Source organism: Enterococcus ureasiticus (assembly GCF_001730285.1).
GTDB lineage: Bacteria > Bacillota > Bacilli > Lactobacillales > Enterococcaceae > Enterococcus_L > Enterococcus_L ureasiticus.
The window spans coordinates 303,710-318,819 of the sequence record NZ_MIJZ01000015.1; the positions used below are offsets into that span (position 1 = coordinate 303,710).

At 36.3% G+C, this 15,110-nt stretch carries 11 protein-coding genes; 9 read left to right on the forward strand and 2 right to left on the reverse strand.

The window, feature by feature from the left end:
• The first annotated feature begins 47 nt into the window (after window positions 1-47).
• The 4 genes from rpmH to jag all read left to right on the forward strand — a co-directional run bounded on the left by rpmH (window position 48) and on the right by jag (window position 2,967).
• The gene (gene rpmH, locus BCR21_RS13985) at window positions 48-182 is read left to right on the forward strand and encodes a 50S ribosomal protein L34 (RefSeq protein WP_010762140.1); all 135 of its coding nucleotides are present in this window, start codon (window positions 48-50) and stop codon (window positions 180-182) included.
• An 814-nt stretch (window positions 183-996) separates the two neighbouring features.
• Window positions 997-1,335, forward strand: a complete 339-nt coding sequence (gene rnpA / locus BCR21_RS13990) for a ribonuclease P protein component (protein WP_069647137.1) — start codon at window positions 997-999, stop codon at window positions 1,333-1,335.
• 15 nt (window positions 1,336-1,350) lie between these two features.
• Entirely contained in the window at window positions 1,351-2,178 is an 828-nt protein-coding gene (locus BCR21_RS13995; protein WP_069647075.1) for a YidC/Oxa1 family membrane protein insertase, read from the forward strand.
• 15 nt (window positions 2,179-2,193) lie between these two features.
• Complete coding sequence (gene jag, locus BCR21_RS14000; protein ID WP_069647076.1) at window positions 2,194-2,967, forward strand: RNA-binding cell elongation regulator Jag/EloR; 774 nt, start codon at window positions 2,194-2,196, stop codon at window positions 2,965-2,967.
• Window positions 2,968-3,239: 272 nt separating this feature from the next.
• On the opposite strand, the gene BCR21_RS14005 is transcribed toward jag, so the two are convergent.
• Window positions 3,240-3,581 (reverse strand): hypothetical protein, encoded by a 342-nt coding sequence (locus tag BCR21_RS14005; RefSeq protein ID WP_069647077.1) that lies wholly within the window; start codon window positions 3,579-3,581, stop codon window positions 3,240-3,242.
• 312 nt (window positions 3,582-3,893) lie between these two features.
• Between BCR21_RS14005 and mnmE the strand changes: the two genes are divergently transcribed.
• The 5 genes from mnmE (at window position 3,894) to BCR21_RS14030 (ending at window position 9,636) form a co-directional block, all read left to right on the forward strand.
• Window positions 3,894-5,291: a tRNA uridine-5-carboxymethylaminomethyl(34) synthesis GTPase MnmE gene (gene mnmE, locus BCR21_RS14010; protein ID WP_069647078.1), complete on the forward strand. Its 1,398-nt coding sequence runs from the start codon at window positions 3,894-3,896 to the stop codon at window positions 5,289-5,291.
• 13 nt (window positions 5,292-5,304) lie between these two features.
• A complete protein-coding gene (mnmG, locus tag BCR21_RS14015) occupies window positions 5,305-7,203 on the forward strand; it encodes a tRNA uridine-5-carboxymethylaminomethyl(34) synthesis enzyme MnmG (RefSeq protein WP_069647079.1) in 1,899 nt (632 codons plus the stop codon).
• A 225-nt stretch (window positions 7,204-7,428) separates the two neighbouring features.
• Complete coding sequence (locus BCR21_RS14020) at window positions 7,429-7,773, forward strand: hypothetical protein (RefSeq protein WP_069647080.1); 345 nt, start codon at window positions 7,429-7,431, stop codon at window positions 7,771-7,773.
• Window positions 7,774-7,799: 26 nt separating this feature from the next.
• Window positions 7,800-8,564 (forward strand): peptidoglycan amidohydrolase family protein, encoded by a 765-nt coding sequence (locus tag BCR21_RS14025; RefSeq protein WP_069647081.1) that lies wholly within the window; start codon window positions 7,800-7,802, stop codon window positions 8,562-8,564.
• Window positions 8,565-8,661: 97 nt separating this feature from the next.
• A complete protein-coding gene (locus tag BCR21_RS14030) occupies window positions 8,662-9,636 on the forward strand; it encodes a dimethylarginine dimethylaminohydrolase family protein (protein ID WP_069647082.1) in 975 nt (324 codons plus the stop codon).
• Window positions 9,637-10,306: 670 nt separating this feature from the next.
• Here the strand turns inward: BCR21_RS14030 and BCR21_RS14035 are convergent.
• Window positions 10,307-14,638, reverse strand: coding sequence for an LPXTG cell wall anchor domain-containing protein (locus BCR21_RS14035; RefSeq protein ID WP_084013328.1), 4,332 nt, complete (start codon window positions 14,636-14,638; stop codon window positions 10,307-10,309).
• Between the last annotated feature and the right edge of the window lie 472 nt (window positions 14,639-15,110).

The window sequence follows — 15,110 nt, forward strand, 5'->3', positions numbered from 1 at the left end:
GTCTATGTATTGATGGATAGTTACAATTTCAGGAGGTGGAACAAGAGATGAAAAGAACGTATCAACCAAACAAACGCAAACGTCAAAAAGTTCACGGTTTCCGTAAACGCATGAGCACAAAAAATGGTCGCAACGTATTAGCGAGCAGACGTCGTAAAGGCAGAAAAGTTATTTCAGCATAATTTATGTTGACTTTAAATAACGAATCAAGTTTAAACTAAGAACCCTTTATTATCTTCACAATGTATGTGTGGAAATAATAAAGGGTTCTTTTGTTGTGAATCACTACGACTGGCTTCGCCAGAGTAGATGATGAACAATACTTGGCGAACGTAGTGAGAGAAGTTTCCTAACTAGTGAATCACGAACTCGTTTCGACCGCATCAATCTAAGGACTAAAGCACTAAGAATACAAGGACTAAGCCAGGCTTCGCCAGAGTAGATGATGAACAATACTTGGCGAACGTAGTGAGAGAAGTTTCCTAACTAGTGAATCACGAACTCGTTTCGACCGCATCAACTCTCTAAGGGCTACAGAACAAAGAATACAAGGACTAAGCCAGAATTAGCCAGAGTAGATGATGAACAATACAAGGCGTGCGCAGTAAGAGAAGTTTCCTAACTAGTGAATCACCAAACGTCTAACACTAAAAAAGTAGTACAGTAGTAATGAAAAGCAATAGCAACAATATTAATCAGACAAAGCTAACAGTCATATTCTAAATCACCCCATTTCGATTCGATCTTACCCATTTGTATAACTTAAACGTTAAGAATTAAATCCGCACACGCTAAAACCAGATCAACCTCAAAAAATTCTCTCAATCCCATAAAATAAAGTGAAAAAAAACTAAAAAAATGATAAGATATGAAATTAGGGTCATTATCACCAAAATCTCTGGATATTTTCCTTTAATTTTGAAAAAAAATGACTAAAATATGCTATCATTGTAGAGTGAGTAAAAAAGAAAGATAGAAAGAAACAAAGGGATGCAGATGAAGAAATCCTATAGAGTAAAAAAAGAAAAAGAATTTCAAGCAGTGTTTCAACATAAACAGTCCTGTGCCAACCGAAGATTTGTCGTGTACGTATTAGAAAAACCAGAACAAAAGCATTTTCGGGTAGGAATTTCAGTAGGGAAAAAAGTTGGGAATGCGGTTGTTAGAAATGCTGTAAAGCGCAAGGTTCGTACGTCGATCTATCAATTAAAAGATTCAATCGATCCTACTTGTGATTTTATTATCATCGCAAGGCCTGGCGTCGACAAGTTGAGTTTAGAAGAAATTCATAGCAACGTGACGCATGTGTTAAAACTTGCAAAAATTTTGAAATAAGAGAGGAACAGTTTTGTGAAGAAGTATAAACGTCTATTATTGATGGCAGGTTTACTAGCACTTGTTTTTGTGTTGTCTGCCTGTGGAACAGCCCCGATTAACGCGAGTAGTACAGGAATTTGGGACCGCTACATTGTCTATTATTTCGCTGAAGCAATTAAATTCTTATCCATTTCAGCAAATACTGGTATCGGGATTATCCTATTTACATTAGTAATCAGAATCATTTTATTACCATTGATGCATTTCCAAACGAAAAGCATGCGTAAGACTCAAGAATTACAACCAAAATTAAAAGCGCTACAAAAACAATATTCATCAAAAGATCCAGAGACACAACGTTTATTCCGTGAAGAACAGCAAAAATTGTATGCCGAAAATAATGTAAATCCTTATGCAGGGTGTTTACCGTTATTGATTCAAATGCCGATCATGATGGCGTTGTATCAATCGATTTCACGTGTACCAGAATTGAAGCAAGGAAGTTTTCTGTGGTTGAATCTAGGTCAACCCGATCCATATTTTATTTTACCGATTTTAGCAGCGGCATTTACCTTTGCTAGTACGTATTTGACTAGCATGAGCCAAATAGAATCAAATGCATCGCTAAAAATCATGAACTTTGTAATGCCAGTTATGATCTTTGTAATGGGTATGAGCTTAGCCAGCGGATTATCACTTTATTGGGTGGTTTCTAATGCCTTCCAAGTTGGTCAAACATTATTGATCAATAATCCATTCAAAATCCGTAAAGAGCGTGCAGAAGCAGAACGACAAGTAAAAGAGCGCGAACGAGCATTGAAGAAAGCAATGAATCCTAAGAAAAAAAATAAGAAAAAATAAAAGGAGGTTTTCCAGATGCCGGTATATGAGGGAAACACAATTGAAGAAGCAACCACTAAGGGCTTACACGCACTGAATTTGTCAAAGGAAGAAGTAGAGATCAGCGTAATTACAGACGCTAAGAAAGGTTTCTTGGGTTTTGGTAAAAAACTTGCTCAAGTGTCAATCGAGCCAACTGTCAGCGAACAAATCGCAGAAGCAGTTGCAGAGACCGTCGAAGATATCATCGTGGCAGATGAGGAAGTAAAAGTAGAAACAGCTGTTGAAGAATTGTTAGCTGCTAAAACCTCAGATTCCTCTGAACCGAAAGTCTTGGAAAATCTAGAAGATGAAGAAGCGATCACTGAACTAGCGATGTATTTAACAACTATTTCAAAAGAATTGAATGCACCGGCTTTAGTCCGTTTAGAACGTAAAGATGGTTTGTTGGTTTTCCATTTAGATACAGATAAACAAGGAATCTTGATTGGAAAACATGGAAAAGTCTTAAATGCGCTTCAATATTTAGCACAAGTTTTCGTTCATCGTGTTGCAGAAAATAAGTTATCTGTTGTGGTGAATGTTGGTGATTATCGTGAAAAACGTCAAGCGATCTTGCAACGTTTAGCAGAAAGAACAGCTGAAAAAGTCAAACAAACTGGCCGTCCTGTTTTTCTAGAACCAATGCCAGCATTTGAACGAAAACAAATTCACTTTACCTTGAGTAAAGACGATCATATCAAAACACATTCAGAAGGTGACGAACCTTATCGTTATTTGGTTGTTGAACCTGTGAAAAAATATTATTAAATAGTAAATGCCCCTTTGAAATTATTTTTTTAAAGGGGCATTTATTGTTAAAATAGGATAGTTTTGTAAAAAAAAATACATTGACAAATACAGTTAAACAAAGTATATTTTAAACGAAATCATTCTTATCAACGTACAAAATACGATGATAAAGTAGTTGGAGCATTCGTGCTTCTTCCAGCCTGGTTCTTTTAGAATCAGGTTTTTTTATTTTGCCAAAAATAACAGAGAAAAAAGGAAAAGCTTAATCGCCTTTCCTCTTTGAATAGTATTTAACCAATATTTGTTTGTGTAAACTGAACGACTGTTCCATAAGCAAATATTTCTACGACCCATTTCCCTTGATATTCTACATATTTTTCTTCAAAATGACAATTGATCACAGCATCTGCTTCATATTCAAACGCAATTACTTTCAGCTGACGATAAACACCACTGAAAATATCATTTGGATTGACATCTGGTGAAAATAAGTCTGTCTCGATTCGATCTGTTGCAAAAACAATATCCCGAACGATATATTTTTTACTGACATTTCCTGTAGATAATGTGATTCCACTTAAACGATTTTCTAATTCTTGTTCATTGAATTCATCTTTTTTTGTTCGTTTCATCATAGGAACCTCCTTGCCTTATATATGTTTATTTTAAAGATAAAACAGAAGAAATGCAAAGTTAACGAACGCTTTTATCAAATAAATAATGTTGCGAAAAAAATAAAAATATGCTATTCTATGTCAAGAAATTAATAGGAATTGACGCAGTGAAAGTGCTAGATCCAACCTGAAAAAATAGGGGTGGAGTGGGCGCTTTTTTTGTAGCCAAAAATAGATGCGTACATAGTTTAAAAGAGATAAGAGCGGTTTAACGTAGTAATAATTACACGAAAAAAGCTTAATCTATTAATGAAAGGAAGTCAGTCAACCATGCAACAAATAACGCTAGAATTTGATACAATCGCCGCAATTTCAACACCTCCTGGCGAAGGAGCAATCAGTATTGTCCGTTTAAGTGGTGATGAAGCAATCGCAATTGCAGATAAAGTCTATCGCTCAGGGAGTAAGCAGCTGCTAGATGTGCCTACACATACGATTCATTATGGTCATATCCTTGATCCTAAAGACGATAGCTTGCTAGATGAAGTGATGGTTTCTGTCATGCGGGCACCGAAAACTTTTACCAGAGAAGATGTTGTTGAAATCAACTGTCATGGTGGAATCGTAGTCGTTAACCAGTTATTGCAATTGTTGTTAAGAGAAGGCGCTCGTTTGGCTGAACCTGGTGAATTTACGAAAAGAGCCTTTTTAAATGGTCGAATGGACCTATCTCAAGCTGAAGCTGTGATGGATTTGATTCGAGCAAAAACAGATCGAGCGATGCATGTTGCCTTGGATCAATTGGATGGAAATTTATCTTCTTTGATCCGTTCGTTGAGACAGGAAATTTTAGAAACTTTAGCGCAAGTCGAAGTAAATATCGATTATCCTGAATATGATGATGTAGAAGAATTAACAACAAAACTATTACTTGAAAAAGCTGGATTCGTCAAAGCCCAGATCGAAGGATTATTGACAACAGCGAAGCAAGGAAAAATCTTGCGTGAAGGCTTAAGTACAGCAATCATCGGTCGTCCAAACGTTGGTAAATCAAGTTTATTGAACCACTTATTACGTGAAGAAAAAGCGATCGTAACAGATATTGCAGGAACGACACGTGATGTTATCGAAGAATACGTCAATGTCCGCGGAGTACCATTGAAATTGATCGATACAGCTGGAATCAGAGAAACAGAAGATATCGTAGAACGAATCGGTGTTGAACGTAGCCGTAAAGCATTAGCTGAATCCGATTTGATTTTGCTCGTTCTGAATCAAAATGAGCCACTTACAGACGAAGATCGTCAATTATTAATAGCGACAGACGGATTAAAACGAGTGATCCTACTGAATAAAATGGATTTACCTTCTCAATTAGATCGAGAAGAATTAAAACAGCTCGTTAATGATGAAGAAATATTACCCGTATCGGTTTTATCCAATACAGGGATGGAACAATTAGAATTAAAAATCGCAGACTTATTTTTCGGCGGACAAACTGGGGAAAAAGATGCGACATACGTATCCAATACTCGCCATATCGCATTATTAGATCAGGCAGCTATAGCACTGGATGAAGTGATCCGAGGAATCGAAGCTGGAATGCCAGTCGATCTCGTTCAAATGGATATGACCCGCTGTTGGGACTTTTTAGGTGAAATCGTCGGGGACAGTGTCCAAGATGAACTGATCACCCAATTATTTAGTCAATTTTGTTTAGGAAAATAGAGAGGAAGAGTCGATGAATCAATTTAAAGCAGAATCTTATGACGTAATCGTAGTTGGAGCAGGACATGCTGGTTCAGAAGCAGCTTTAGCATCTGCTCGCATGGGCAGCAAAACCTTACTTTTAACAATCAATTTAGATATGGTCGCATTTATGCCGTGTAACCCATCTGTGGGAGGCCCAGCCAAAGGAGTTGTGGTTCGAGAAATCGATGCATTAGGCGGCGAAATGGGTCGTAATATAGACAAAACATACATCCAAATGCGGATGCTAAACACAGGAAAAGGTCCGGCCGTTCGCGCGTTGCGCGCCCAAGCGGACAAACATGCTTATGCTACTGAAATGAAGCACACGATCGAACGCACGGACAACTTATCATTACGTCAAGGAATTGTGGAACGCTTAATTGTAGAAGATGGGATTTGTAAAGGTGTCATTACAACAACAGGTGCACAATACCAAAGTAAAGCGGTAATCATTACAGCTGGAACAGCACTTCGTGGTGAAATCATCATTGGTGAACTGAAATATTCTTCAGGACCGAACAATTCATTACCATCAATTGGTTTAGCAGATCATTTGAAAGAATTAGGACTTGAAATGGATCGGTTCAAAACAGGAACACCACCGCGTGTGAAATCTAGTACGATCGATTATTCTGTCACAGAAGAACAACCTGGTGATGAAGAACCCAATCATTTTAGTTTCAGCACACCAGATGATGCGTATAATTTAGACCAACGTTCATGCTGGCTGACTTATACGAATGAAGGAACCCATGAAATTATTCAAGAGAATCTACATCGTGCACCGATGTTTACAGGAATCGTTGAAGGTGTTGGCGCGCGTTACTGTCCGTCGATTGAAGATAAAATCGTTCGTTTTTCTGACAAACCTCGCCATCAATTATTCTTAGAGCCAGAAGGACTGAACACAGAAGAAGTTTACGTTCAAGGACTTTCTACTTCATTACCAGAAGATGTCCAAACAGATATCTTACATTCGATTGCAGGGTTAGAAAAAGCTGAAATGATGCGTACAGGATATGCGATCGAGTATGATGTTGTTGTGCCGCACCAATTACGTCCAACCTTAGAAACAAAAGTGATCGATAGCTTATTTACAGCTGGACAAACGAATGGTACCAGCGGTTATGAAGAAGCAGCAGGGCAAGGCTTGATAGCTGGAATCAATGCTGCACTTAAAGTCCAAGGAAAAGAACCTTTCGTGATGAAACGTAGTGATGGTTATATCGGTGTGATGATCGATGATTTAGTAACAAAAGGCACAAATGAACCTTATCGTTTACTAACATCAAGAGCTGAATATCGTTTGATTTTACGCCATGATAATGCAGATCTGCGTTTAACCGAACAAGGGCACGAAATTGGTTTAGTCAAAGAAGACCAATATACAGCGTATCTTGAAAAGAAAAAAGCAGTCGAAGCTGAAATAGCTCGCTTGAACTCAGTTAGAGTGAAGCCTACAGCAGACGTACAAGCGTTTTTAGAAGCGAAAGGTTCTGTTCCGTTGAAAGATGGGGTCTTAGCTGGAGACTTCTTAAAACGCCCAGAAATGAGCTATCATGAAGTGACACAATTTATCCCAGCTTCTGAAGTAGATTTGGATGATAAAGTCATTGAGCAAGTTGAAATTCAACTAAAATATGAAGGCTACATCAAGAAGGCATTGGAAAAAGTCGATAAACTAAAACGGATGGAAGCCAAACGAATTCCTGAAAACATCGATTATGCTGCAATAAATGGCTTAGCTACTGAAGCAAAACAAAAATTGCAAAAGATCCAACCAGAAACGATTGCTCAAGCAAGCCGAATCAGTGGTGTGAATCCAGCTGACGTATCGATTTTGATGGTGTATATTGAACAAGGGAAGATAGCAAAAGTACAGCCTTAAAAACAGTCGTTTTAATAGCTTACAAACCAAAGTAAATAACAGATAAAAAAGAGGGAGCTCATAATGTAGCTGCCTCTTTTTTTGTTTCATGTGAAACATTCTGTATTTCTCCGTTTTAAATCAGGCTTTTTTGGGAGAGTTTTAACAGTAAGTTAAAAGTTAATCGGCATAAATATAGAGTAAGATCAATATATAAATAAAAATCAAAACAAAGGAGTAAAACCTATGCGTACGATAAAAACAATCAACGATTTTTGGGAAGTAATCGATGAAATAAGAATGAAAAAAGAACTCAATTGGACAGAATTAGTTGGAGGAAAAGCTAAATTAGCTGCTAGTCAACGATGGAATCCTCCATTGACATATATTCTTCAAATACAAAAAAAGCTAGACATAGATATCATGAACACATTTGTCTATGAGTTAGTTGAATCTGAACAATTAGTTGATAAAGATCCCGAAACGCCCAATAAAATGAAACTGATACACCAATGGATTCAATCCGACAATTGGATGGAAGACGAAGAGCTCATTCAAAAAGTTCAAGAAGTTGCTAAGACGATTTTATAAAATAACAAATTAAGGGAGTAAAAAAGATGGCGAATATAGAAAATATGATTAAATGGATGACGGACCGCAAAGGAAGGGTCACTTACTCAATGAATACAAGGCTAGGTCCTAATAGCTATGATTGTTCAAGCGCGGTTTATTTTGCTTTGATCAGCGGCGGTTTTTTGACTAGTGGAGTGATGGGTAATACGGATACTCTTTTCTCACATTTGGAAAAGGCTGGCTGGACTCAAGTAACGGCGGATGCTTCCGGTAATTATCCCGCAAAAAAAGGGGATATTTTTATCTGGGGAAATCGGGGAGCATCAGGAGGAGCGGCCGGTCATACAGGTATTTTTATAGATGATCAAGATCGAATTATTCATTGTAACTATGGCTATAATGGCATTACAATCAATGATCATGATACGATTTGGGAATTAAATGGCTGTCCAGCAGTAACTATCTATTCTTACGGGAAGAATGAAAGCAGTCAGCTGAAACCACAGCCAAATCCTCCAAAAGCAAAGCCCGTGCCACAAGAGCAACCATCAGGATTAGTTTCAATGGTAGGTACATTTTATCCAGATAGAAAATTAGCAGTTAGCCGAGATACTGATCCTGATGATACGAAAAGTCCAGCACTTGATTATTATTTGCCTGGTATGGCAATCAACTACGACCACTATCTTCATAGTAACGGTTATGTTTGGATCAGTTATATCAGTCAAGGTGGTGTCCGTCGTTATATTGCTGTGGGACCAGATGATGGACAGACAAAATCGACTTGGGGGACGGGTTTCTTTAATTAATCAATAAGATACAAGCTGGTAAAAGTTACCTGTTTGTAAAAATCGGTAGAATCTTGCTATAATGTTGGAAAAGTGACGATAGGTGGAGTGACAATTAATGAAAACAAATTTTGTAGAGAGTGAATTTGCTCCGTTAAAAAGAGTTGTTTTAGCGCAATCACAATTTTATTTACCAGAAGGGGAAGAGGAATTAGATACAAGTTTTCTATCAGAAGAAAACCTCAATCTTTTCAGGAATAAAGTTGGTGATGTAGGCGATCTTTACCCAGATATGCAAAAAAAATGGGAAAAAGAAAAAGAGCAGATGCTTCAACTGTTGACATCGTATGGTGTAGAAGTGATCAGGCCACGACTGTTAACAGAATATGAAAAGACGTTAGGCAAGGAGAGCGGAAGTGGATATGCTAATTTCTTTTCGAGAGATCCATTTTTTACAATTGGCCATTTCATCATTGAAGGAAACTTGAGATTTGCGCATCGTCGTTTGGAAATATTGCCAATTCGAGACATTTTAACTGCGGAATCAAAACATTCTGATGCTGTTTATTTAGCTGCGCCGCAACCAGATATTTCTGAAGGATTGGATAGTGAAATTGGACCATTTTTAGAAGGCGGGGATGTTTTAGTTTATGGTAAAACAATATTTATCGGGCATTCTGGATTGGCGAGTAATCTAAATGGGATTAATTGGCTGAAATCGCTGTTAGCTCACTGGGATTATGACGTTATACCAGTACGTTTGCATCCAGATATCCTGCATCTAGATTGTGCACTGAGCATGGTGAGAGACGGCTTGATGATTTACTGTGAAGAAGCTTTTTTAGATGGTTTACCTGAAGAGTTAAGTAACTGGGATAAGATAAATATTTCGTTAAAAGAAGCGTCTCTATTGATGGCTAATGGTCTGCCAATTAATGAGTCTGTATATGTTACAGACCAGTCATTTACAAAGTTGATTACAGAGTTGGAAAGCCATGGAATGAAGGTGGAAACGTTAGATTACGAGATCTCAAGAATATTCGGCGGTTCTTTTAGATGTACGACACAAGCATTATTGAGAACAACTAACTAGTCAAAGATTATAAAAATCTAAAAGAAATTCAGATTTTCGGCAAACATTTGTAATAAAGAATCCAAATTTTCAACATAAAATAGTCACAATTTGGAGTTATTATATATTTATACCAAACAAACAACCCTAACAAAACACTTTTTCATTTTTTAACTCCTTTTCCCACTCTTCCCCAAAGAGTGGGTTCTTTGTTGTGAATCACTACGACTGGCTTCGCCAGAGTAGATGATGAACAATACTTGGCGACCAAAGGGAGAGAAGTCTCCCTACTAGTGAATCACCCCGCTTTGTTACGAACACATCAAATTCAAAGTTCTAAAGCACAAAGAATGGAAGGCCTACGACTGGCTTCGCCAGAGTAGATGATGAACAATACAAGGCGTGCAAAGGGAGAGAAGTCTCCCTACTAGTGAATCACCAAAACGCCTACGTCTAAAAAATAGTAGAAGAAAAGATTAACTCAAAAAAGGGAAAATATGTATCATCCTGAATTTGAATCACTAAATATCTTTTTGATATCACCAATTTCAAATAATTGCAGGACTACAAGAGTTAGGTCTTTAAAATAGAAAAACCCTGAGAATCAATCACTTTGAAGCGATTGATTCTCAGGGTTTTTGTTATTCAAATAATTCTTAGAGTACTAAACTATTGGGTAGAAAAAGAGCATTTATTTACTATGTTTTCCTTTTTTTCTCTTCCAGAAAAGAAGTGATCCAGCGGCTCCTGCCATAAAGGTGCCCATTCCTTGTCCCATTGAAGAAGTCTCTGATCCTGTGTTTGGTAATCTTCTTCCAGAACGTGTATTTGGAAGTTTAGACTTTGAAGGATCTGCGACTGTATTCGTTTTAGAACTTGCAGTCATAGGTAAAATCTTTTCTTCTTCCTCCTTCTTAGGAGCTAGTAACGATACAGGCGCTTCGGATTGCTTTCCTGCCACAGGTGCTTCTAATGTTTTAGGTTCTGTTGGCGCAGTAAGTTCAATTGGCTGTTCTACTGTTGGTGCTGCAGGATCCACCGTTTCTGGCGCTGTAAGACCTGGAATAATTGGTTCTTCGACTTCTGGTGCTTTTTCTAGCTCTTTTGGTGGTTCTAATGGATCTACGTTTGTAACATCTTCGAAATTGTTTAATTCAACAGGGGCTTCAGGTTTAATGCTACCTTCAGCTTCGTCACTATCAAATTCTACATTACTCACATCTTCTGAAGTGCCTAATTCTACGATTGAATCAGGGGGAGTAGGTGTGTGTGTTATTGTTAGCATTGGTAGGTTGATTCCTGTGATCTCTACAATTGTTTTTGTAGAGGCTGGAGCAGGTGCAGGAGCTAGAGTTCCTGGTATTGCTGCAGGATCTACTTTTTCAGGTTGGTTAATTCCTACTGGTTCCACAGGAGTTTCAGGCATACCAGGTACTGATGGGATTACTGGAGCTGTGAGCTTTCGAAGTGTCAATGGACGTAAGTCAGTTTCAATTGTTTTAAGTGTAATAGGTGGAATATCGACTAAGTCTTCCATCCGTTGCCCTCCAAGACTGCCGTCGAATCCTGAATAATTATTATTGTACTCGGTAATCCATTCATAAACTGATACACCGCGTTTAGAATAAAGGACATAACGACTTATAGTATCTTTAAGGTACTGTAAATTGTTATTATAAGCAGAAAGGAGTTGATGGTACATGTTAGTTGTATTAGCTGTAAGCATTCCATCATCAAAGATAACCTGAATATCATCCTCATTAACGTTTGTTGCGGCTATAAATTTGGCTATTTCATTTTTTAAAACAGTTTGAGCAGCACTCCATTGTGTATCTACGTCCTTTATATAATTCTCAATATAATCGGAAATATTTGAAAGAGCTGTACTTCCATCTTTTTCATATGTAGCTATAAAAGTTTCAAATTGTTCAACAGTATTCATCATTTTTAATTGTTCGACAGTATAACCTAATAGCTCATAGTTACGATCTTGTATACGCAAAGCATTAATTGTAGGTTGCCAAATAAGCATTAAATTATTTTCTGGATCACCTTGATTTCCAGCTTTCCATTTATTTTTATAATTATCAAAAGCATCTAAATAATCTTCGTATGCTATAAAGTATTGTTGATAAGCTTTGGCAGTATTCACATTTTCTTGCATTGTATCTTGAGCATTTTGAATATAATTTGATAATTTAGTTTCAAAATCAGTAGGATTATAGACACTATCCAGTTGTTGTGAAATATCAATTAGACCGGATTTATTATAAAGAATATTAGCTTTTTGATAATCTTGAATTATAGGCCACGAAGATTCAAATGCGATATTTAATGCTTTTATTGCTGGGTCGTATTTGGCTTGCCATGTATCTAAGTCAGCTGTAATGTTTTCAAGATTGGCTTCTGTGATTTTATCAGCAGGAAATGCATCCATAACTTGATCCATAGTAGTAACCGCAGCATTAATTTTCCCTTCAGCAATTACTGCCTTCTCATAAGCTTCAAGTGCATCCTGATAAGGTTTTCTAGCTGTACTAAAACTTTCTTTTGCAAGATTATACTTTGTTTGTAGATTATTAAAAAGTTCAAGTGCGGTATCATAGTTATCTTTAAGAGTTTTTAGTTTGTCATTGGCAACTTGATATGCAGGATCGGCTAATTTCCACGCATCATTTGCGGCTTTGTATGCTGTATTGACCTCACCATATTCTATATGAAGCGCTGCAAGAGAGTCTTTTAACTTTTCATACTCTTGTGAAACAGCGGTGTACTCTTCCTCATGGGCTTTTTGCTCTTCTGTGACTTCAATTAATGCATCCCAAGTTGCACTATAGATTTTCATAGTTTTTTCATATTTCGTTTTAAGATCAAGATAGTAAGCAGCTAGAGCTTTATATTCATCTTCATGAGCTTCGAAAGTTTCTTTTGCTTTCGAAATTGCTTCAGCTGCGGCTGTATAAGCTATTTTAGCAGTAGTATAGTCCACTCCTAGATCAGAAAATTGCTTTTTAACTTTTTCGTAATCAGCCATTGTTTTAGTATATTGTGTTTTTAAATCAGTGTATTGGTTTTGCGTAGTCTCTAATATTTTTCCTAGATTAGTAAAAGATGTCTCAGCCTTTGAAAGCTCAGTTTTTAATTGTGCTAATTCATTTTTTAGCGTTTGATATTCCGGGAAAAGACGGTCATATTCGGCGCGAGCTAGTTCAAATTTTTGAGTAACTGCTTCGTATGTGTCATTTGCCTCAGTATATTTCGTTTTAATCGCATCAAAAGCTTCTGATCCACTTGTAAATTTACCAAAGATAGTTTCATAAGATGATTTTACCTGAGCAAATTGAGTTTTTACTTCATCAGATTCTTCAAGTGCAGTTTTATGGGCTGTTTCTGTTTCAGTATAGACACTCATTACGTGAGTATAACTAGCACTGATGGTTTGATAGTTTTTTTCTAATTGCTGATAATCACTTTTTGCTTGATCATATTGTGTTACAAGAGAGTCATATTTCTGCTTGATAGACTGGTAGGATTGAGCAATGACTTGATACTCAGTTGTTGCAGTTTCATAAGCTATCGTGACTTCTTTAAATTTAGCAGTTAGTGCATCTGCTTGTTCTTTTACTTGTTGATGTTCTTTACTCACTTCATTGTAGCGATTATTGTTTTCCGTGTAGACTGCTAACGCAGCTGAATATTCTGCAGTACCTTCTTCATACTGTTTTAAAATTGCTTCCGCTGCCGCTCGTTTTTCATTATAGAGTTTTAGATCTGTTTCGTAAGCAGCAAGTTTCGTATCATATTCTGATTTTTGTTGATCATACGCTGTTTTCGCTGTTTCATAAGTTTTTGTTTTTTGATCAAAGGCTGTTTTTTCTGTTTCATATGTTGTGCGTTGTGTTTCATATTGGTTTGCTAATTCTTTTAATTGGCTTGATAGAGTATCATATTCAGATTTTGCTTCTTCATAAGCTTGTTTTGTTGTTTGATACTCAGCTTTGATTTTATTGTACTCAGCCAGTTTACTTTCGTAATTACTTATTGAAGTGTTTAATTCTGACAGATGTTTTTCATAAGCTGCTTTGTCAGTTAAGTAACTGTCTTTTGCTTTGTTATACTCAGCTAGCAGTGTGTTATATTCCTTAAGCGCCTGATCATACTCTTTTTTGATGTTAGTGCAGTCAACTTTAGCTGTTTCAAGTTCTGCTTTTAGCGTGTTATATGATATAGCTGCTAGGTTGAATGCTTTCGCTTTAACATCATAAGTGTTTTTTTTAGTAGTATAGGTGTTAAGTAGATTTTCGTAAGAACTTTTTTGTGAATTATAGTCTTTCAATTGGGTATTATACGTATCTTTCGCTTTGTTATAGGCTGTTTGAATCGTTCTATACGCAGTTGCAGCTTCTTCGTAAACTTTCTGTTTGTCTTCATATGCGATACGTAAGGTTTCATAGTCGGTTCTTTTTTTCTCGGCATCCTCGTTTAATGTTTCATATTCTGCTTGTGCTGTTAAATACGCAGTTTGCTTGTCTATAAATGTGGCTTCTGATTCTTCATAACTCTTTTTTTCTATTTCGTAAGCGTCTTTGGCTGTATTGTAATTTTCAATATGTGCTTCATAATTAGACTTATTTGTTTCATATGTAGCCTTGCTTACGTTGTAACTCTTAGTAGCTTCGTCAAATTTCGTTGACTGCGTTTGATAGGCTTCTTTTAATCCATCTAAAGTTGTTTTAAGTTGATCAGCTGCTTTATACGTTTCATCCGCTGTGCTTTTTAGCGTATTGTAATCGTTTAATGCAGTATCATAACTTGCTTTTGTTTGCTCGTATTCCTCTTTGGCTGTTAAATATTCTTGTAATACAGTCTGATAGTCTTTTTCCAAAGCTGTTTTGGCTGAGTTGGGTTGAGTTACCTGCTCTACAGTTGCGGCCAATCCTGGTATTGAAGTATTAACTGCTATGATAAGCGTACTTGAATACAATAAAAATTTAAACGAACCTTTTCTCCATGAATCATTCATTAAAATACACATACCTTCCTTTTTTGTAATAATGTTCATATAGTAAAAATATAAAATCTTTAAGAAAATTATATTTTCATAAATGTAATTATACAACATGAAAAAGTAATTTATTTATCATAATTTTCTCAACGGTTCTAATTTTTTGATAAATATGGAATAAATAGTAAGTTATATTTTATCGAAATAGATTGAGAATACGTTTAAATTAGTAAAAATAGGCTTTAGTAGGAAACCATTGAGATAGATCAATAAATGTCAGCAGTCAGATCAGATTTACATAGAAGTATTGAAACAAGTAGAGATATAGAACGTATGTTTATTTAAAATATATATCAATTTTTTAAAACAAAAGAGTTTTATTTGGATAGATTTATTATATATAATTTTGATTTAGAAGGAAGTAATATTCGTTTAAATAAGAATTTTTTATACATATGAGTATGTATTTGTAATTTTATGTAAAAAATGA

Excerpts from the sequence above, each read along its gene's own strand:
- rpmH (WP_010762140.1), top strand. The coding sequence starts at position 48 with ATGAAAAGAACGTATCAACCAAACAAACGCAAACGTCAAAAAGTTCAC.
- rnpA (WP_069647137.1), top strand. The coding sequence starts at position 997 with ATGAAGAAATCCTATAGAGTAAAAAAAGAAAAAGAATTTCAAGCAGTG.
- jag (WP_069647076.1), top strand. The coding sequence starts at position 2,194 with ATGCCGGTATATGAGGGAAACACAATTGAAGAAGCAACCACTAAGGGC.
- BCR21_RS14005 (WP_069647077.1), bottom strand. The coding sequence starts at position 3,581 with ATGAAACGAACAAAAAAAGATGAATTCAATGAACAAGAATTAGAAAAT.
- mnmE (WP_069647078.1), top strand. The coding sequence starts at position 3,894 with ATGCAACAAATAACGCTAGAATTTGATACAATCGCCGCAATTTCAACA.
- mnmG (WP_069647079.1), top strand. The coding sequence starts at position 5,305 with ATGAATCAATTTAAAGCAGAATCTTATGACGTAATCGTAGTTGGAGCA.
- BCR21_RS14020 (WP_069647080.1), top strand. The coding sequence starts at position 7,429 with ATGCGTACGATAAAAACAATCAACGATTTTTGGGAAGTAATCGATGAA.
- BCR21_RS14025 (WP_069647081.1), top strand. The coding sequence starts at position 7,800 with ATGGCGAATATAGAAAATATGATTAAATGGATGACGGACCGCAAAGGA.
- BCR21_RS14030 (WP_069647082.1), top strand. The coding sequence starts at position 8,662 with ATGAAAACAAATTTTGTAGAGAGTGAATTTGCTCCGTTAAAAAGAGTT.
- BCR21_RS14035 (WP_084013328.1), bottom strand. The coding sequence starts at position 14,638 with ATGAATGATTCATGGAGAAAAGGTTCGTTTAAATTTTTATTGTATTCA.